The sequence below is a fragment of the Ruegeria atlantica genome, assembly GCF_013032505.1.
GTDB lineage: Bacteria > Pseudomonadota > Alphaproteobacteria > Rhodobacterales > Rhodobacteraceae > Ruegeria > Ruegeria atlantica_F.
Window position 1 is genome coordinate 924,028 of sequence record NZ_WQCG01000002.1, and the last position, 19,048, is coordinate 943,075.

The 19,048-nt window shown below is 54.3% G+C and carries 21 protein-coding genes; 4 read left to right on the top strand and 17 right to left on the bottom strand.

Annotated features, from left to right (window positions below):
* The first annotated feature begins 77 nt into the window (after positions 1–77).
* Positions 78–965, top strand: a complete 888-nt coding sequence (gene yghX / locus GOW92_RS11165) for a YghX family hydrolase (RefSeq protein ID WP_170560658.1) — start codon at positions 78–80, stop codon at positions 963–965.
* Positions 966–1,506: 541 nt separating this feature from the next.
* Here yghX and GOW92_RS11170 read toward each other — a convergent pair.
* The 11 genes from GOW92_RS11170 to GOW92_RS11220 form a co-directional block, all read right to left on the bottom strand.
* Positions 1,507–2,433: a YHYH protein gene (locus GOW92_RS11170; protein ID WP_170560659.1), complete on the bottom strand. Its 927-nt coding sequence runs from the start codon at positions 2,431–2,433 to the stop codon at positions 1,507–1,509.
* A gap of 82 nt (positions 2,434–2,515) precedes the next feature.
* Positions 2,516–3,454 carry a 3-keto-5-aminohexanoate cleavage protein gene (locus GOW92_RS11175; protein ID WP_170560660.1) on the bottom strand — a complete coding sequence of 313 codons (939 nt, stop codon included), beginning with the start codon at positions 3,452–3,454 and terminating at the stop codon, positions 2,516–2,518.
* 4 nt (positions 3,455–3,458) lie between these two features.
* The gene (locus GOW92_RS11180; RefSeq protein ID WP_170560661.1) at positions 3,459–4,487 is read right to left on the bottom strand and encodes a branched-chain amino acid ABC transporter permease; all 1,029 of its coding nucleotides are present in this window, start codon (positions 4,485–4,487) and stop codon (positions 3,459–3,461) included.
* Positions 4,484–5,347: a branched-chain amino acid ABC transporter permease gene (locus GOW92_RS11185; protein ID WP_170560662.1), complete on the bottom strand. Its 864-nt coding sequence runs from the start codon at positions 5,345–5,347 to the stop codon at positions 4,484–4,486. Before GOW92_RS11185 ends, GOW92_RS11180 begins: the two co-directional genes overlap by 4 nt.
* Before the next feature lies 1 nt (position 5,348).
* Entirely contained in the window at positions 5,349–6,056 is a 708-nt protein-coding gene (locus GOW92_RS11190; protein WP_170560663.1) for an ABC transporter ATP-binding protein, read from the bottom strand.
* Positions 6,049–6,777: an ABC transporter ATP-binding protein gene (locus GOW92_RS11195; RefSeq protein WP_170560664.1), complete on the bottom strand. Its 729-nt coding sequence runs from the start codon at positions 6,775–6,777 to the stop codon at positions 6,049–6,051. The genes GOW92_RS11190 and GOW92_RS11195 overlap by 8 nt, the downstream gene beginning before the upstream one ends.
* Positions 6,778–6,827: 50 nt before the next feature.
* A complete protein-coding gene (locus tag GOW92_RS11200; RefSeq protein ID WP_170560665.1) occupies positions 6,828–8,108 on the bottom strand; it encodes an ABC transporter substrate-binding protein in 1,281 nt (426 codons plus the stop codon).
* Positions 8,109–8,151: 43 nt separating this feature from the next.
* On the bottom strand, positions 8,152–9,075 hold the full coding sequence (locus tag GOW92_RS11205; RefSeq protein ID WP_170560666.1) for a 3-hydroxyacyl-CoA dehydrogenase family protein: 924 nt from the start codon (positions 9,073–9,075) through the stop codon (positions 8,152–8,154).
* Positions 9,076–9,078: 3 nt separating this feature from the next.
* Positions 9,079–9,864, bottom strand: coding sequence for an SDR family NAD(P)-dependent oxidoreductase (locus GOW92_RS11210; RefSeq protein WP_170560667.1), 786 nt, complete (start codon positions 9,862–9,864; stop codon positions 9,079–9,081).
* Positions 9,865–9,875: 11 nt separating this feature from the next.
* The gene (locus GOW92_RS11215) at positions 9,876–10,220 is read right to left on the bottom strand and encodes a cupin domain-containing protein (RefSeq protein ID WP_170560668.1); all 345 of its coding nucleotides are present in this window, start codon (positions 10,218–10,220) and stop codon (positions 9,876–9,878) included.
* 61 nt (positions 10,221–10,281) lie between these two features.
* On the bottom strand, positions 10,282–11,118 hold the full coding sequence (locus tag GOW92_RS11220) for a cyclase family protein (RefSeq protein ID WP_155150267.1): 837 nt from the start codon (positions 11,116–11,118) through the stop codon (positions 10,282–10,284).
* Positions 11,119–11,333: 215 nt separating this feature from the next.
* Between GOW92_RS11220 and GOW92_RS11225 the strand changes: the two genes are divergently transcribed.
* Entirely contained in the window at positions 11,334–12,080 is a 747-nt protein-coding gene (locus GOW92_RS11225) for an IclR family transcriptional regulator (RefSeq protein WP_170560669.1), read from the top strand.
* Positions 12,081–12,451: 371 nt separating this feature from the next.
* Here the strand turns inward: GOW92_RS11225 and GOW92_RS11230 are convergent, their stop codons facing one another.
* The 5 genes from GOW92_RS11230 to GOW92_RS11250 form a co-directional block, all read right to left on the bottom strand.
* Positions 12,452–13,075, bottom strand: coding sequence for a protocatechuate 3,4-dioxygenase (locus GOW92_RS11230; RefSeq protein WP_170560670.1), 624 nt, complete (start codon positions 13,073–13,075; stop codon positions 12,452–12,454).
* A 15-nt stretch (positions 13,076–13,090) separates the two neighbouring features.
* Positions 13,091–13,342, bottom strand: coding sequence for a DoxX family protein (locus GOW92_RS25335; RefSeq protein WP_368040275.1), 252 nt, complete (start codon positions 13,340–13,342; stop codon positions 13,091–13,093).
* Positions 13,343–13,574: 232 nt separating this feature from the next.
* Entirely contained in the window at positions 13,575–14,060 is a 486-nt protein-coding gene (locus GOW92_RS11240; RefSeq protein WP_217356545.1) for a nuclear transport factor 2 family protein, read from the bottom strand.
* 164 nt (positions 14,061–14,224) lie between these two features.
* Positions 14,225–15,088: an MBL fold metallo-hydrolase gene (locus GOW92_RS11245; RefSeq protein ID WP_170560671.1), complete on the bottom strand. Its 864-nt coding sequence runs from the start codon at positions 15,086–15,088 to the stop codon at positions 14,225–14,227.
* A gap of 17 nt (positions 15,089–15,105) precedes the next feature.
* Positions 15,106–15,711 carry a DsbA family protein gene (locus tag GOW92_RS11250; protein WP_170560672.1) on the bottom strand — a complete coding sequence of 202 codons (606 nt, stop codon included), beginning with the start codon at positions 15,709–15,711 and terminating at the stop codon, positions 15,106–15,108.
* A 95-nt stretch (positions 15,712–15,806) separates the two neighbouring features.
* On the opposite strand from GOW92_RS11250, the gene GOW92_RS11255 reads away from it, so the two are divergent.
* A complete protein-coding gene (locus GOW92_RS11255) occupies positions 15,807–16,709 on the top strand; it encodes a LysR family transcriptional regulator (protein WP_170560673.1) in 903 nt (300 codons plus the stop codon).
* A gap of 275 nt (positions 16,710–16,984) precedes the next feature.
* Here GOW92_RS11255 and GOW92_RS11260 read toward each other — a convergent pair whose 3' ends face one another.
* The gene (locus GOW92_RS11260) at positions 16,985–17,938 is read right to left on the bottom strand and encodes an SDR family oxidoreductase (RefSeq protein ID WP_170560674.1); all 954 of its coding nucleotides are present in this window, start codon (positions 17,936–17,938) and stop codon (positions 16,985–16,987) included.
* A gap of 168 nt (positions 17,939–18,106) precedes the next feature.
* On the opposite strand from GOW92_RS11260, the gene GOW92_RS11265 reads away from it, so the two are divergent.
* Positions 18,107–19,000: an AraC family transcriptional regulator gene (locus GOW92_RS11265; protein WP_170560675.1), complete on the top strand. Its 894-nt coding sequence runs from the start codon at positions 18,107–18,109 to the stop codon at positions 18,998–19,000.
* Positions 19,001–19,048: the final 48 nt, after the last annotated feature.

A 19,048-nucleotide genomic window follows, 5' to 3' on the forward strand; every position in this document is an offset into this window, starting at 1 on the left:
GACGCTCAATCAAATCAAGACCTTCAGATCGGATACTACCCACCCTTCAGACTGCCAAACTCATCAGGAGATCCACAATGACTCGCATGACGGCAAAAGACTTCGACCAGGAACTTCTGGACCTGTATGACTTTTACGCGCACGGCAAGATCACCAAGCGCCAATTCCTGGACCGCGCAGGCAAGTTCGCGGTCGGCGGCGTGACAGCGGTCGCGCTGCTGAACTTGCTCAGCCCGAACTATGCGATGGCTCAGCAAGTGTCGTTCAACGATCCCGATATCCACGCGGACTACATCACCTACCCTTCACCGAATGGAACCGGTGATGTTCGCGGCTACCTTGTCCGACCCGCCGGCGTTGAAGAGCCCCTGCCCGGGGTGCTGGTGATCCACGAAAACCGCGGCCTGAATCCTTACATCGAGGATGTGGCGCGCAGGTTGGCAAAAGCCGGGTTTATGGCACTGGCCCCCGACGGTCTGACGTCAGTGGGAGGATACCCAGGCAACGACGCGGATGGGCGCGAGCTGCAAAAGACAGTGGACCGGGTCGAATTAATGAACGATTTCTTCAATGGATTTGAATACCTATTGAACCGAGAAGACTGCACCGGGAAGGTTGGCGCTGTGGGTTTCTGCTATGGCGGTGGTGTGGTCAGCGCAATTGCGGTGGCCTACCCGGAACTGGCGGCGGGTGTGCCGTTCTATGGCCGCCAGCCAGCAGCCGAAGATGTAGCCAAAATTCAGGCACCGCTGCTGATTCAGATGGGGGAGCTTGATGAGCGCATCAACGCAGGTTGGCCAGATTTTGAGGCTGCTCTTCAATCCAACGGAAAGGTTTACGAGGCCTACATCTACGAAAGTGCCAACCACGGTTTTCATAACGACAGCACGCCTCGTTATGACGAGGAAATGGCAAACCTAGCCTGGGACCGCACCATTGATTGGTTCAACACTTATCTGAAGTAACTACAGCGTACGGCGAAGCGAGCCTTGTGCTTTTGTCGCTTCGTCGCAACCCACAGTTTACCGGGGCCAAGTCATTTGGCGCCCCAGTATTCTATCTCTCATGATCAGAGAGGCTGAAAGAAACGCTTGGCTAAAAGGCTTGGGTGCAAGAAAGACATCATCGTTAATAGAAGCGTTCATTGGCGGGGTACAAAACCACTGGCTGTTTACTGAACAACACCGAAACACGAGCGTCCTGTGGGAGTTATGTGAAGCGTTCTCTGATTGAGTGGTCAGCTTGTCAGTGTATAGCCAGCACAATCACCTAGCCGTGCCTGAATTCATCCTTTGACCATGCTTGCAAAGAACACCTGATATGAGTGCCAAGGCAGCAGTCGCAAATTAAATGAAATACTGTGACCGCTTTAAACAGATGGCAAACCCAATCAGATCAGAATTGCGAGCAATTTGGACGTATTGTTAGTTTCGCGGAGGAAACACCAAGTGTCTGGATCAATCCAGGATAGGTCAAAACTGCACCTCCAAAAATACGAGCTAGCGATCACCTTTTGTCGAATGAGCTGTCAGGTTTTCCGACCAAACAGTTGAGCACCCACGGGTAGCTTGTGGTGACATAGTATCCGTACTGGCCATCTACATTCATGCCATTGCACTCATCCAGATCTCCCGTCCCGGTATACTCGTAATCGTCGATATACGTCCCGTCCGGAGTACCACCCGGACCATTCGGCGGTGCAGGCCGAGGTGTGGTTTTGAGTTGGTAGCCGGAAATCGCAGGTCTTATCGTACCATCCCTGTCTTTGAATATCGTCCCGTAGATCGGAAAGCCGTCAGCGGCGAAGCCAATAACTGGTGACGGCTTATCAAGATCGTGATCCAAAAACAGAGCATTTGGATTGGAATGGTAATGATACCTGCCATCGGGCTGGGCATGGGCATTGTGTAGATCTACACCAAAATACTGATCGTAAGACGGCGGATCGAGCAACCATGGATCAGTATCTCGACACCCCGCCAATACATTGCCGTTCTTGTCTGCTCGCGAGCCGCTCGGGCGATAACACCCAGCCGAAAGCAAATCGACCGGCACGCCATTCAACAAAATGGCATCATAACTTCGTTGCGACAGCGCGGTTTGGTTGCGGGCCTTTTCCGGATTTCTGGGAATCCGAAAAGTACCAGGCAATTCGCGTACATTGTTAGCGAAGTTGGCTGTAGGCCCGTTGAAATCATGGTTGGGAATGCCATTGGTCTTGAGGGTGCAGTGCTGGCTATTTGCCGAGATTTCGATTTCGGAGTTAAACCGTTGTTGACGCGTGACGTCCTCCACAGAAGCGGAATACACTCCTGCATAATCCGCGCAGTCTCCAGATCGGTTGCTGAGCAAAAGGTTGGTGATGTCCTGGGCTTCGTTTTGCGCATGAGCCTGAACGGTGACAAAACCCAGTAAAAGCGCGCTGATTGCCAAATATACCAATCGCATGGTTCAATCTCCTAAGGATTTTCGAAATTCCAAAAATAAGTCACTCTATGGGAGGTTAGTCCAATCGTCAGAAGGCGACGCGGTCTCCCCCCTTCAAATCAAGAATTTCCCTGGCTTCATCAGGCGTCGCTACCTGACTGCCCAGATCTTCTACGATACGCCGAATTTTGGCGACTTGCTGAGCGTTGCTTTCGGCCAACTTTCCACGCGAGATGAACAAGCTGTCTTCCAGGCCAACGCGAAGGTTGCCGCCCATCTGACTTGCAGTGGTAGCAAGCGACATTTGCGCACCGCCGGCTCCGAGAACGGACCAGCGGTAGTCATCGCCAAACAGGCGATCTGCAGTGCGTTTCATGAAGATCAGGTTGTCGACCTCGGACCCGATGCCGCCGAGTATACCAAAGATGAACTGAATAAAGATCGGCGCTTTGAACAGCCCGATATCCATGCAGAATTTCAGGTTATACAAATGGCCCACATCGTAGCATTCATGTTCGAACTTGATGTCATGCGGCGCAAGTGTTTCCGCCGCCTCGCGAATGTCCCGGAACGTGTTGCGAAAGATGTTCTGATCGGAGTTCGCGACATAGTCCTTCTCCCAATCAAATTTCCAATCGTCATCGCCATACCGGTTGGCCAATGGGTGAAACGAGAAGTTCATCGAGCCCATATTCATCGAGCACATTTCGGGGCTGAAAGTCTTGGCCGGGTTGATCCGGTCCTGAATGGACAATGTCAGCGATCCACCGGTCGATAGGTTCACAACGGCGTCAGTCGCCTGTTTTATGCGGGGCAGGAATGGCGCAAAGTCATTCGGGTCGACCGATGGAGAACCGTTCTCGGGGTTGCGGGCATGCAGATGTAGTATCGACGCTCCGGCCTCGGCGGCCTCGATTGCCTGCCGTGCGATGTCATCATAGTTGTACGGAAGTGCATCCGACATAGTGGGCGTGTGGATTGCTCCTGTCACAGCGCATGTGATGATCGTTTTTTTCTGGCTGGCCATTGGTTCAGTTTTCCTTGGATTGTCCGATGTGCTTTACGCGATAGCCCAACGGGAATAGTTGCAGATCATAGCGGCTGCGGATCACGCCCCAGATGCCTTTCGGTGCCTTGAGCATGACAACGATTGCGACCACACCGAGCACGATCAGGTAAGTAGTGCCAAGGTCCGCCAGAGTTTCGCGGAGCGCAAAGAAGACGAGAGTGCCGATGATCGGCCCCTCGATGGTTCCGATACCGCCGATTACCACGATGAAGATAACGAAAGCAGTCCAGTCATTGACGCTGAACGCCGCATCCGGTGATATGCGCAGCTTTTGCAAGAAGATCAGCGCGCCGATCATTGCCGTGAATGCCGATGTGACAACGTACACGATGAACTTTGTGCGCCAGATATCGATGCCGAGGCTACCGGCGGCCAATTCGTTGTCGCGAATTGCCGTCAACGCCAAACCTTGGCGCGAGCGCAGGAAGAGATACACGGCCGTCACGACCAGCACAGCGGCTCCGAGCGCCAGCCAATAGCTCAGTGCCTCTCGCATCGCGCGACCGGACGCCAAAGATTTGACAATGGCGACGGGTAGCGAAGATCCCGATCCCCCGCCAAGCGCAGAAATTTGTGCGAAGCTCAGCCGAAAGACTTCAGCGATGACCCAGGTACCTATGGCAAAGTAAGCGCCCCGAAGTCTGAAGATCAGAACAGCCACCGGGATCGAGATCAAAGCCCCCAGCACGCCTGCGGCTGCAATGGCAACCAGTGGGTGCAGACCGCCCAGCATCGTAAGTGCGAAGAGCATGTAGCCGCCAAAGCCCACGTAAGCCTGCTGGCCAACCGAGACGAGACCGGCATAACCCGCCATGAGGTTCCAGAGAGTGGCCAGGGACAGGTAGAGAAACAGCTCGCCCATCAGGCGCATGTCGGCGCGGCCTGCCCACCAGGGCGCTGCAATCAGAACAAGCAAACCGATTGCGGCCAGGATCGCTGCAACACGTGCTGCTTTTGATGATCGAGATACAGAGTAGTCCTGCAGGTTCATCCGGAAATCCTCGGGAAGAGGCCGTTCGGACGAACGGCAAGAATGACAAGGAAAGCGATATGTCCGGCAAGCACCTGCCAGCCCGGATCAATCTTGGCTCCGATGGTTTGCGCGACCCCAAGGATGACGCCGCCAATCAACGTGCCCCAAAGGTTGCCAAGCCCACCGATAATGACGGCCTCAAAGCCAAAGATCAGGCGACCGCCACCGATGGAAGGATCAAAGCTTGTCCGAATGCCAAGCAGGATACCGGCGATTGCTGTTACGCCCAGCGCCAGAGCCATAGCCAGCCCAAAGATGTGCCGACGATTAAGGCCCATGAGCTGCGCGATGTCTTGATTGTCGGACACGGCCCGAAACGCGCGACCAAGCGCGGTGTGATAAAAGGTCCATTGCAGCCCCCAGATCACAGCGATGGCAATCCCGAAGGTCAGTAGCGGTAAGATCCCGAGGGTCACACCGCCTACCGCAACGCTGGCTGTTTCCAGCGAACCTGCATTCAATGTTTGGGGGTCGGCCGTGTAGACCTCCAACAACCCGTTCTGGATAATCACGCTCAGTCCGAAGGTGACAAGCAGCGGTGGAAGAATATCATCGCCCAGAGTTTGGTTCAGTAGGCCGCGTTGAAGGGCATACCCAATCAGCGCCATGGCGGGAACGACAATGACCAACGCGGCCATCGGGTGCATCCCCGTCGCGGTCGTCACGGTCAGCCCGAGGTACGCGGCCAGCACAATCAAATCGCCATGGGCAATATTGACGAGCCGCATGACGCCAAAAATCAACGACAGGCCTGCGGCAAACAGCGCGTATAGCCCACCCAGCAAAGTTCCCTGCACGATAGCGTTCAGCCATTCCATATTATTCGATCCCGAAATACGCGCGTGAAATGTCTTCACGCGAAACGGTGTCAGACGCGCTTTCCAGCGAAACGCGCCCCTCCTGCAGGCAGTAGACCCGGCTCGAGACCGACAGTGCCTTGGTTATGTCCTGCTCGACGATGATCGCACTCATGCCCTCACCGATGATGCCGGGCAGAGCCTCGTAGATGTCTTTAATGATGATCGGCGCGAGCCCGAGGCTGATTTCATCGAAGAGGATCAGATCGGGATTGGCCATCAATGCGCGCCCGATGGCGACCATCTGCTGTTGACCGCCCGACAGCGATGTAGAGGCCTGATCCTTTCGCTCTTCAAGGATCGGGAATAGATCATAGACGGCTTTCAAATCCCAAGGGCCCGCTCGACCAACTTGAGCCCCGATCATAAGGTTTTCTTTGACTGACAAAGAGGGGAACAATTGACGACCCTCTGGGACCATCGCCAAGCCAAGCTCTGCAACCTGGTCTGCGCGAAGGCGGCTGATATCCTGACCCCGGTAGTGAATCTGATCCGGTCCGTTCGTCAGCAGCCCGGTGATAGATCGCATCAGGGTCGTCTTGCCTGCGCCGTTCGCACCGATGATGGCAAGAACTTCGCCTTCGCCAACGTCCAATTCGACATCGTAGAGCGCTTGGAAATCACCGTAGTAAGAATTTAAGCCGCGTGTTTGAAGAATGGGATCAGGCATCGGCTTCGATCCCCAGATAGATTTCTTTGACTTCAGCGCTTTCCATGATTGCCTGCGGCTCGCCCTCGGCGATCTTCTTTCCGAAGTCGATGACGATCAGACGATCCACGACAGCCAGCAGGGCGTGCACAACATGTTCGATCCAGATTATGGTGACGCCAGAGGCGTGGATGTCCTTGATGGTCTGAACCAGTGATTTGCACTCAGCTTCGGTCAAACCACCGGCAATCTCATCCAGCAACAGCAGTTTGGGTTTGGCGCAGAGCGCGCGTGTCAGTTCCAGGCGTTTGCGTTCCAACAAAGTCAGGCTGCCCGCTAGAACGTTTGCCTTGGGCAACAGCTCCGTTTGGTCCAGAACCTCCAGGCAAAAGCGCTCAGCCTGATGCCCATGCAAGCCGGCCGATTGCGTGGCGGCGATCATTGCGTTTTCGAAAACAGTCATGCCCGAAAACGGCTGCGGGACCTGAAATGACCGCGCAATGCCTGCATGGCTGCGCTTTGCCGCGCTCCATTTCGTCACGTTTTGCCCATTGAATTCTATCACCCCGGAATTCGATTTGAGCGTCCCGGTGATCAGATTGAACATCGAGGTTTTACCGGCACCGTTGGGACCTATGACCCCGAGTGCTTCGCCTTGCTGGACCTCATAGCTCATAGCATCGGCAACAGTGACCGCGCCAAATGCCTTGCTCAGGTCTTGGAGTCTCAAGATTGTCGACATGCTTCTCTCTGGTAGAAAGTTCGGCACCAAGACCGGCACCGAACATCTGGTCAGCCCAGCAGTTTCATATCTGCTGTCACCGGAACTTCGGGCGCGGTGCTATTTGCTACGATCTGCAATTCGTAGGTGTCCCCGGACTTCTGCCACTGACCACCGACCAGCGGCGTTTTGGTGACGTTGTTCATCGGCCCATCACCCCAGTTTACCGGCCCTACAATTGTGTTCAGGTTCGTGGACGTGATTGCTGAAATGATCGAAGATGGGTCTTCCAAATCATCCGCCCGTTTGACGACATCCGCGACGACCTCAAACAGGGCATGTTTAAAGCCAAGGGGTTGGGTCCAAGGTCGGCCAGATTCTGCCGTGTACCCTTCTGCCAGATCTTTCGAAGAAATACCTGTGAGAGAGGACGAGAACGGATGATGCGGTGACCACCAGACCTCGGTCGACAACCCGTCACCACGGTCGCCCAGCGATTCAATGACGGATGGGAACAGAAGTGCCTTGCCAATGGTCACGACCTTCGGGTTGAACCCTTGTTGGGCGGCTTGGCTCCAGAACGTAGCGAAATCAGGTGGGATCATGTTGCCAGTGACGATTTCGCATCCAGCAGCCTTGAACGCTGCGATCTGGTTTGAGAAATCGTCGGATAGAGGCTGATAGCGACCGGGATCGGTCAGCGTGTAGCCGGCTGCGGCGAGCGGTTTAGGCAGGCCCAGTTCCGCATCGCCCCAAGCATTACCGTCAGCATCGTTGGGGAAAAGACCACCCACTGTCTTGGTCACGCCAGTTTTGTCCCACATATCAAGGAATGCTGCGATCACATCCTCCAAGCCCCAGAAGAAGTGATAGGTCGTTTCAAACCCCTCACCCGGAACGCCGTTGCGACCAAAGAAATAGGGCTGCCAAGGACAGTCTGTTGTGATGCAGGGAACTTCGTTGATCTCTGCCTGATCAGCGACAGGGTTCACTGTGTCCGGAGTTGACGCCGCAACGATAATATCGACCTCGTCACCTAGGATCAGGTCGGCGGCGACCTCCGCTGCGCGGTTCGGGTTGGACTGGCTGTCTTTTGAGATGATCTCGACACTCCAGGTCTTTCCGTTGTTATTCAACCCGGCCGAAAAGACCTGCTGGATGGCTTGAAGCACATACTCGTCGGCCTCAGCGAAACCAGCCAATGGACCGGTACGCGGGCTCACATTGCCAATCCTTAACGTCGGGTTTGCGGCATAAGCACGCGTTGCCCGGAGGATGGCCGGAGCAGCGATTGCCGCCGTAGCCCCGGCAATAAAACCGCGCCTCGTGGCCGTTTTGAAAGTCCTTGTCATTGCGTCCTCCCTTCACCGGCCTCCCGCCAGTGTTTGATTGATCTTACAAAGTCTTCTCGAGATTTTTCAGATGTGTCGCGACGCGCTGGCGAACCTGATCCGCCTCGCCCTCGGCCCATGTTCTGAATCCTTCGCCGGACTTCATGCCTAGCTTACCCGCTTCGACAAGCGACTTCAGGTAGGATGAAGGGCCCTTTTGTGCCTCAAGATCGTGCAGCACGTTTTCGTGGATATCGAGCGTCAGATCGGTGCCAACCAGATCCGCGTTTTCCAACGGACCGAGGACCGCCAATCGCCGCCCAAAGCTGGACTTGATCACAGTATCAACCGCTTCCGCGTCACATATCCCGTTTTCCACCAGACTGACCGCTTCGCGCCACAACGCGTGTTGTAGGCGATTGCCGATAAAGCCGGGCACGTCTTTCTCGACCACCACCGGAGTTTTCCCGGCATCCTTCAACAAATCGAACATCGTCTGTGCAATCTCAGGGTCTGTCCATTCCGTCTTGATGACTTCGACCAACGGGATCATGTGTGCCGGGTTCCACCAGTGTGTTCCGAGGGCCCGGTTTTTCAGCCGCAGCCCAGACATGATCTGAGTGATCGGCATGACCGAAGTATTTGATGCGAGAATGCAGGTCTCTGGTGCATGCGCTTCAATCTCAGCAAAAATCGCTTGCTTAAGCTCCAGTTTTTCGGGCGCGGCTTCGAATACAGCGTCAGCATTTCGAACCGCACCTTCAGTCGTCGCAAAGATCTCAATAATCTTGAGGGTCTTTGTGATTGTGACTTCGTCATCCCCCATCGCGGTCATACTGGAGCGAATGCGCTCTGATACCGTATCTCGGGCTTCTAGCACCGGATCTGTGATGGCGACATACTGGCCCGCTCTTGCCAAAGTCAGGGCAATGCCATGCCCCATCAGCCCCGCACCAATTACCGCTATCTGCTGCTTCTTGCGCACCATTCTTTAACCCGCCGTGTATCCGCCATCGGCATGAAGGATATGCCCGGTGTAAAAATCAGATGCCCGCGACGCGAGAAAAAGGAGCGGACCTGCAAGGTCTTCTGGCTCACCTAGTCGTCCTTTGGGAACCCGGGTCAAGAAGCCATCGCGCACCGCCTTCGCTTCGTCGGTTTCTTCGAACATCCAAGCGGTCAAAGGCGAACGGAATACTGTAGGCGCAATCGCGTTGACGGTAATCCCTGTTGGACCCAGCTCACATCCCAAGGCTTTAGTAATACCGTTCACGGCCGCCTTTGACGCGCAATACGCCGTGTAACCGGCTGGGTGGCCCAGGATACTACGAGCGGAACTGACGAAAATGATCTTGCCATATTCGCTCACCTTCATGTGTGCCGCCGCCGCGCGCGCCAAAAGCCAGCTCTGGTTCACGTTGGCGTCCATCACTGCGTCAAAGGTTTCTGGCGCCATTTCGTTGATCGGCGCAACTTTGTTCATACCGGACGCGACAACGAGAATGTCGAGCTTACCAAAGTTGTTGACGGCTTCGTCGACCAATGCCTCACATGACGCTTCATCAGTCGGACGTGTGTTTATTGCTAGGACGGTGGCACCAAGTGCCTTGCACTCTTTGGCAATCTCATCGAGCGCATCTTGGTTTCCCGCCGCCAGAACGAGGTTGCAACCAGCTCCGGCCAAGACGCGGGCAGCAACCATTCCAAACGCACCCGAGGCTCCGGTGATCAGCGCGACGTTTCCATTAACGTCAAACATCTTGAGTATATCAGACATTCTTTTCGTCCTTAGCTTTCTGGCGGATACGGAATGACCACCAGCATTTTGCAGGTGTAGTTGGCGCGGTTTTCAACTTTGCGCACTTCGCCCGGCGCGATTGTGCAGCTATCCATGGGACCAAGCGTGGTTTCGGCGCCATCAACGATGACGGTCATCTCGCCTTCCAAGACCACGTAGACTTTCTCAAAAGGCGTAGAGTCCGGTCCTGCACCACCGCCCGGCAGGAACTGACTGAAGCCGATCCACTGATTTGTCGGCCCGCCTTCCTCAAACCCCTGCAAACGAAGCCCATGACACCCAAAATGGTTCGGTGCTTCGTAGGGTTGGGCGTCTTTAAAACGCTTCAAATGCATGTCCGTCTCCGCTCAAGGTTAAAGGCGGCCGCCGGCGAACCGGCGACCGGTCCGTGAGTGTTCAGAAATCTTCGCCAGCCTCGATGCGGTACGACTGGTTCTTATCGATCATCGCCACCAATCGGATGATACAGCCGTCGCCACGGTCCCAATTCCACGGGAAGAACGCGAAAGTGCAACGCTTGCCAGTCACCGCATCCAAATCACCACCGACATTTTCAATTCCGAGAATACCCTTGGAGAACAGCATGTTGTGCACTGGCTCCCACTCGGGGAAATCAACCTCCCACGGTGTCCCGCCTGACCATTCAAGATACTCTTTTTCGAGATGAGGCATGATCGGACCGTTTCGCTGCGGACCGATGGCAGTTGCCAGCGGGTGATCGTTCGCCTGGGTATCGTGGCCAACGACTTTCACGCCTTTCTCAATCATCCACTCAGCAGCGGAAGGAACGAGACCCGGGCAATAAGCAAAGTAGTCGCCATCTTCATACTGCTTGTGCCAGCCGGTGTTGATGATCAGCACATCGCCTTTGCGGATTGCGTGACCACAAGCCTTCTCCAGATCATCTCCGGTGATTTGCTCCCACTTCTTTTTGGGTACAGAGACCACCAAACCCGAGCCGAAGAAATGGGGAAGCGGGACCTCGTCGATGAACGGCGTTCCCTGAACAACATGCGCTGGCGCATCAATATGCGTGGTCACGTGCATCGTCGTGGTAATCGTCTGAGACAATACGCCGGACTTGGCCATATAGTGCTTTCGGTCGATCTGGACGTCCTTGAAATACGGCCAGTTGGGGCACTGAAACCCGTATCTGTGGCTCAGGTTGTAAAACTCAAGCCCCATGTCATTGTCGGTGTTTGCCTGAAACTCAATGCCGCGGATTTCGACCATTGGGCATATCTCCTCTGTTCGCCGACAACGCGGCGGTGTTCGCTTTTCAATTGTCTGGGGGCCTCCCCATCTGTCCCGTATGATGATGCATACGCACCGCATTACGGTCAACTAAAAACTCACTATACGGTTGACTTGCACCGCATTGTGGTACATCACTAATAAATTACCAGGTATCCGAAATTACGATGCCGGGACAGGATGAGGTAGGTTAAATGTCTGAAAAAGCGGGTAAAGGTGGCATTCAGGTCATTTCCAGAGCGGCCTCGATTTTGCGTGTTCTGAAAGAAAATCAATCCGGAATGAGCTTGGGGAAAATTGCCGAGCGTGTTGACCTGCCCCGCTCTACGGTACAGAGAATCACAAGCGCACTTGCTGAAGAAAAACTTGTCATAGCAGATGCAAACGGAGGTGGCTTGAGGCTCGGCCCCGAACTAAGCGCTCTCGTGGGCGCCGCACAGTACAGCATCGTCGAACACTGCCGGCTGCTTTTGACGGAACTGACTCAAAAGACCGGGGAAACCACAGACCTCGCCGTCATGCGCGGTATCGGCATGGTTTTCTTAGATCAGGTCCCAGGCGTCTATCGATTAACGACCGTTTCGCAAGTGGGCGAGGTTTTTCCGCTGACCACCACTGCAAATGGGAAAGCTTGCCTCGCTCAGCTCGATGAAGGAGATGCGACAAAGCTTATTCAGAACGAATGGGAACGGAATGGTATCCAAAGGAATTTGAATGAGTTCCTTTCCGAACTGAATACGGTCCGCGAACAGGGCCTTGCCTATGATTTGGACGAGCATTCTGCCGGCGTGTCGGCAATCGGGTTTTCTTTCTTTGACTGGGTCGGAGATCTGCACGCGATCTCGATTCCAGTGCCAACGACACGATTTGCGCGGCAAAGAGCAACCATCGAACAAGCGCTGCTTGAGACGTCCACAAACATCCACCAAACCTTCCAATGAGCTTAACAAGCTGACTTCAGGAAGGTTGGAGTCGGCGGCCGACCCCTTCTATCAGTCCGCACTTCTTTTGGGAAAAGTCCAAACATTCCGCCAATCGAATTGCTGGTAATTCCATATGGCCGCTAAGGTTGATATTCGCCTCGAATTGCGGGTTCATAACCATTGGGTGTTTTTTGGCATCCTACCGAACCGCGATCATCCCTGAACCGGTGTTCTGTGAAGCGATCTTTGGTTGAGCGATGGCTGTTCAGTGGAACAAAAATGAAAGGTCACCTCGCGGAACAAAGCATCATTTCGCTGCGGCTGCGCCAATGGCCGCAGCGATAATGAGTTTTTCAAAGTCTGTTCCTTTACTGACCCAGTCGACACCGTTAGACAACAATGTTTACGATGGTTTCTTTGCCTTTCGGCCCTTCGGTGAATGCCATAGAAACGGCCTTGGCTTCAGCTTTCGACATCCTGCGATAAAGCCCGTCTTTTGAATTATCCGGATCACCATCGATATAGAACTGTGTGGTCAGCACCTCTCGACGTCCATCGAAGACCTTCACATGAATATGTGGCGTGCGCCCCGGATACTTGGTTGGCTTGATCGTGCGGAACGCATAATTGCCAGCGTCATCCGTGATATCGTGGCCAAAGCCCTGAAATCCCTGGTCATAGCGCACCGGACGATTATCGCCGGGGTGCAAGTACTTTCCATTTACATCACATTGCCAGATTTCGATGCGCGCACCGGTTATCGGGGTGCTGTTGCGATCGGTAATCTGGCCTTTGAGCGTGATGATTTCCCCACCTCCCTCGCGAACAAGCCCTGCGACCTTGACCAAGTCATTGTCAATATCGCTCTTGCGCATCGATCTGGTCGGATAAAATGGTCCTTCTGCAGCGCGCGGTGTCAGCTCTGCAGCAAACGCGGTCCTGGATAGGAGTAGACTTCCTGTAGCAGAAGTTATTCCAGCGAGAACTTTTCGGCGAGATCTTGAATGAGTCATTAAACTCCTCCTCAGCTATTCCCGACCCATCTTCGCATCCAGACTCCAGCGGCCCGGGCCTACAAACACAAAGTACAGGAAAACGAAGCAGTACAGAATTGCGGCGTCGCCATTGTTCAGAATCGGATAAAAGCTCTGTGGAGCGTGGGCAATGAAGTAGGCGCTGGCCATCAAGCCGGACAGAAGGAATGCCACCGGACGGGTAAACAGGCCCAGAACGATCAGCGAGCCGCCGAACAGTTCCAGCATACCAGCAAACCATGGCATCGAGAATGTCGCGACTTCCCACTCTGGCGGCGCAGGAAAGCTCAGTATTTTCTGGGTTCAATGAGCCAAAAACAGAAGGCCCGTCATGATCCGCAGAATGCTGAGAACCCGCAGAGATTGTTTGTTCAGAGCTGCTATCATTTTCTTCATTCCCGAGATTTGATCGGCGGCGCGGTTTTGAGTCCGCCGACTGACGTTGAGTGAAATCGGTATTCAGAGGAGATGGGGCGAATTACTCCATCGCTTCCTTTACAGGCGCGCTGTCGACGAACTGTTCGAATTTTACGATCTTGCCGTCTTCGACCTGCCAGACATGTGAAACGCGCGCCGAAAATGCCTTGCCGGTTGCATTGTACATTCCATAGTAGGTCCCGTATGCGACGACGCGATGGCCATCGGCTACATAGTGTTCAGGGACAAACCGATAGTCGGTCCATTCGGAAGCCAATCGCGCAAAAACGTTTTCCGCGATTTCGGTAAAACCGGTATAAGTTCCCGCATAAGGAAAACCCGCCGCCTCGGTCCATTTGGCGTCAGGAGCCAGATACGCCTGAAGGCTGCGTCCGTTTTCTTCGGAGGATTCGCCTTCATAGGTGCTTATGACAATTTCCAAAGGGGTCATGTTTTGCTCATGGGCGTTAGCCGCAAACGGTGCCGCTGAACCGAGTGCAAGCAGAGCCGCACCAATAATGTTGTACTGGGCGCTCTTGGCGTCCATGAACTTGCAAGACATAATTTGCCTCTCTTTTTAGTGGCGAATGCTGTGTAGCTTTCAACGGACTATGCTTTGTGCGGTTGGTGATGAGGCGCTGGATTTGATGGCCCAGCACCCCCTTTGTGATACAGCAACCGAGCTAGACGGCTTCTGATGTCGGTTTACACTTACGGCCAGGAACGCTCGCCTGCCATAACCTGAGCGCTTAGCTCCAAATCGCTCACGTTCTCAAAGTCGGGATAGGCTGCCTGCATTGCGGCGATGAGTTCTGCTGAACCTTCCGCCTTGTCTGCCGCAGCCTCGAATGCGGCGACGTATTCTTTAGTGAAATCAACGATGCTTGCGTTCTCTGCGCTGTCGCCAATGACGTGGCCCGGAATAATCCGTTTTGGGTTTAATTCCAGAATCTGATCCAGCGTTGCGCGCCAGCTGTCGCGGCTTTCCGGAGTTTGGTTGTCGGCCATCCAGACATGCACGTTTTCATAAAGAACAACGCCTCCTAGTACGGTTTTTTCCGAAGGGACCCACAGGAATGTATGAACCGGATCGTGCCCATCGAGGCCGATCACCTGCACGATTTCACCGTCTACCGTCAAGCTGTCGCCTTCCAGAACGTCAGGTACAATCAAATCGGATGGGGCGTTCGCGTCCAAGATCGGACCCCAGAAGTCATATTTGAGCTGGATCGTTTTCTCGATTCCTTTGACGGTCTCAGGTGTCGCGACAATTTTGACATCCGGGTAAACTGCACGAATCGTATCCAACCCGAAATAGAAGTCAGGATCTTTGTGGCTGATAAAGACGGTCGTCAGGGATTTTCCGGTTGCCTTGATCATATCAACCAGTTGCTGTGCATCGTCTTTTTCAAACTGGGCGTCCACCAGGATCACCTCATTCGGACCTTCGATCAGGTTCGATGAGACCGGGAACAGACTGCCTTCATTCGGGCTGAAGGCGGTGATGGTGAGATCAGCCGCAAAGGCTGCGGTGGACAGCAGCATGGCTGCAGTAGAAGTGAGGATCGTCTTCATAGGGGTGCTCCTTGCACTTATGCGGCTAATGCCGCGATCTCTTCAGGAAAGTGGTAGTAGGTTGAGACGTCGACTTGGGTTGTTACGCCGTCGGTTTGCATCACCAGTGTCGGGACACCTTGCGTACCGAACCGTGATTGCAAATTTGCAGCGTCCATACTGATCTGCCGGGCGTGGTTTCTGCCTTCGTCCAACGGACGGTTCACGCCAAATTCAATCAGTGCACTACGGACCGCTTCGCCGTTACCCGCAGTAATGCCGTCTACATAACGTGCCTGTTGCAAAACATGTGCCAGCTTCATCTCAGCGCTGGCACCCTGGTCATGAACCAAAGCTGCGGCGTATGCGGTCAGGCTGGAATCCAGCACTTCATCCGGGTTTCCCAGAGTGTTTTGAACATAAGCGTCGCTGAACGTTTGCCTGGTCAGCTGTTCAATGCGTCGGTCAATTTGCAAAGCCATTCGCGCGAAGCCATCGCCCATTCGGTCTGCATTTGCGCCCTGGAACAAATGGCGATGCATAACGGTGACATCAGCGCCACTCTCAATCAGCGCATCAATCACCGGGGCGGCGCCATAGCACCAGCCGCAATAGTTATCATAGATATACGTGAAGCGCGTCATTGCAGTCTCCGTTTTGGTGAACCACAAATAAGGCGTCAACATTGTAGACTAAAGACAACTTATATAGACATACTGTCAGCTAAAAGATGACGAATATGAAAAAACCAAATCTTAACCGGCTGGAGTATTTTGTTGCCATTGCCGAGGAAGGAACCATCACGGCGGCCGCTGATCGCATGCGTATTAGCAAGGCGGTTGTCAGCAAGCAGCTTCAGCTTCTGGAGGAAGAGCTTGGGGCAACTCTTGTGGTGCGTAACTCTCGCCACCTGAATCTTACGGAAACCGGACAATCCTTCTTTGAAGCCGCACGTGCATCAGTAGCGCAAGCCGAAGAAGCATATGAAATGGTAAAACAAGGGCGTGCAGAACCGACTGGAAACCTGCGCATCACAGCCCCGCTCGACATGGGTGTTACGTACGTTTCGCCGGTCGTTGCCGAGTTTCGCATCGCGTATCCGGCTGTCACGATTGATCTCACGCTCAGCGATACGCGGTTTGATCCGGTCGAGGCCCGATTTGACATTGCATATCGGGTAGGCTGGCTTGCAGATTCCGCCAACGTTGCGCGTAAGTTGTCGGGATTTCAGCAAATCGTCGTGGCATCGCCAAAATTGGCTGAACAAATTGGGAAACCGGAACATCCGCAAGGATTGGCAGCCTTTCCGTTCGTTGAACACAGAGCCTTGCCAAACCCACTAAACTGGAAGTTTTTGAGTGCCACTGGTGAAACCACTGATGTTCAAATGAACCCCGCCCTTCGGGCAGACGTAACACCAGCAATCAAGGCGATGGTGCAGGAAGGGGCTGGAATCTCAATTCTGCCCGATTTTTTCGTTAAGAAAGAGATCGAAAACGGCGGATTGATCCAGCTTGTTCCGGACTGGGTGCTTCCAACAGGAGGTATCTATGCAGTCTACCCCCCCACGCAGTTCCGATCAGCTGCAACAAAACAATTTGCGCAATTGTTTGCAGAAAGACTTCGCAACAGTCTGGCGTAAGAGAAGGGTGGCGAAACTCAGGCAACATTCGTGTCTGTCCGACATTGAAACACGAGATTGTTTAGCGGCCCTTAGCACGGTTGCCGCGAGAGGCGGTTTTGTCCCGCTTTTTGGAAGGTGCAAAATCAGGTTGCGGGTGTCCGCTTCTGGCTGTCACCAGTCGATAAAGACTGCTGCCTAGAACGGCAGCACTGAGCCGATTCTACTAAATTCAGCACGGTGCACGAATTTCCGATGGTGGGTGAAGCATCATCAGCCGCACGGGGCCTGTTGGATCAAATCTCCCACTTCAAGCCTACTTCTTGTTCAGTGACCTCCCAAAGCCTTGCCATGACGGTTTTGTCATACGCGTGTGGGTTCAATGTACCCCTGCCAACCGGGCCAACGGCTTCAAGGCGGCCCGTTGGTCCGTAGAGCGCGCGTTGTTCGGTCAAATTCTTTTCGGCGGCGCACATGACTTCGGGATAGGACCCTTGCTCGGCGGTCTGAACCATCGGTGTTTTGGTCATGAGCCACCAGATGAATCGCATCGTCCGGCTGCCACTTGTGCTGATCAGTGACGTTGCCGACGAGCCGGGATGGCAGACATAGACTTCGACCTCGGTGCGCCTTGCGGCGGCAAGCCTGTCCTGTAGTTCAAAAGCGAACATCATTTGTGCCAGCTTGCTTTGCGAGTATGCGGTGTTAGGCCCGTAACCCTCTTCCCAGTTCATGTCGTCGAACTTGATCGTCTTCAGGCCCATGTTGTAACCGAGACTTGCGACAACAACGATCCGACCTTTCGAGGCTTCGATACGCTCAAACAGAAGACCACAGAGTAGGAAGTGGCCGTAATGGTTGGTGCCGAGCTGGCTCTCGAACCCATCCTCTGTCAGCTTGCGGATTGGCACCTGCGCGATGGCGGCATTGCAGATGAGCGCATCAATCCGGGGAACAGAATTCAAAACTTCTTCCGCAGCTTCGCGTACGCTTGCGAGCGAGGCCAGGTCCATCCGAATGAAGCTCACTTCCGCTTTGCTTCCGAACTCACTTTTCAGGTCCGCAACAGCTGCCTGAGACTTCTCAAACGAGCGGTTCAACATCACGACCTTGGCGTTCTTTTTTAGGAGAGTCCGCGCGGCCTGAAACCCGGCACCGGCGTTGGCACCCGTGATGAGGTAGGTCTTGCCGGAGAGGTCATCGAGGCGCTCGGGCATCCAGCCTTTGGGTCCGAATGTGGTATCTGGCATCTTTTGTCTCCTATCTGCGTTGGCGCGGGGACCGAGTGAATTGTGTTTCGCCTAGGAAATGCAGATAGCTCTCACCAGAACGCGAGAACAGGCGAGATCATCGCAAATACTTGCCCGATTGTATCAAGGTAGTTGCCTGCATCGATCTGGAGCCTTTACATCTCTCTTATGAGCAAGGATCAGATCAAGCAAATCATCGCAGGCCGAACCGAAACGGACGGCTTGACCGAGACGGGCATCAAGGGAGTACGGCTGTTTCGCGCCACGCGTTCAATCCCCTGTGTTCCAGCTGTTTACGAGCCCTGCATCGTGGCCATCGTGAGTGGGGTGAAGGAAGCCGTACTGGATGGCAGAAGATACGAATACGACAACAGTCAATATCTCTGCTGCCCAATGTCGATGCCGGTCAAGGCGGGGACGCCTTTGGCCTCGCATGACCACCCACTCTACGGGGTCATGATCACTCTTGAGCAACGCGCTATGACCGAACTGGTGATGGAGATGGAAAATGCCGGGGGCATTCTTCCTTCGGTCGAAGGAGAAATGCGGGAGCCGGGAATTAGGCTCGCGAGATGGGACGTTGGATTCACTGAAGCGCTGCTGCGGCTACTGCAGCTCGGAAACAGCGAGACGGATACAGCAGTTCTCGGTGAGGCGCGATTGCGTGAGGTGCTCTATGCGATCCTGAGGGGAGAAGCTGGCACCTTCGCACGGCAAGCATTTGGTGCAGGCAACGCTATCGCACGTTCAATTGCGCATGTGTCCTCACACCTGGATACGCCGATCTCGATAGAGGATATGGCAAGTCGAGCGGGCATGAGCCGGGCGGTCTTCCATCGCAAATTCAAGCAGGTCACGACGATGGCACCAATCCAATTCGTCAAGACGATGCGCCTCAACAACGCCGCCATGAAGATCGCGGGCGGGATGCCTGTGAACGAAGCCGCAATGGACGTTGGTTACGTCAGCCCGTCCCAGTTCAGTCGCGAGTTTAGGCGCATGTATGGGCAATCGCCGAGGCAATGGGGTGAGGCACAGAAACTACTGGTCAAAGTTGCTTGAGGCTGACTTACGTGAGCAGAGCGGACCTTAGAGCCACCGCAGCGAACG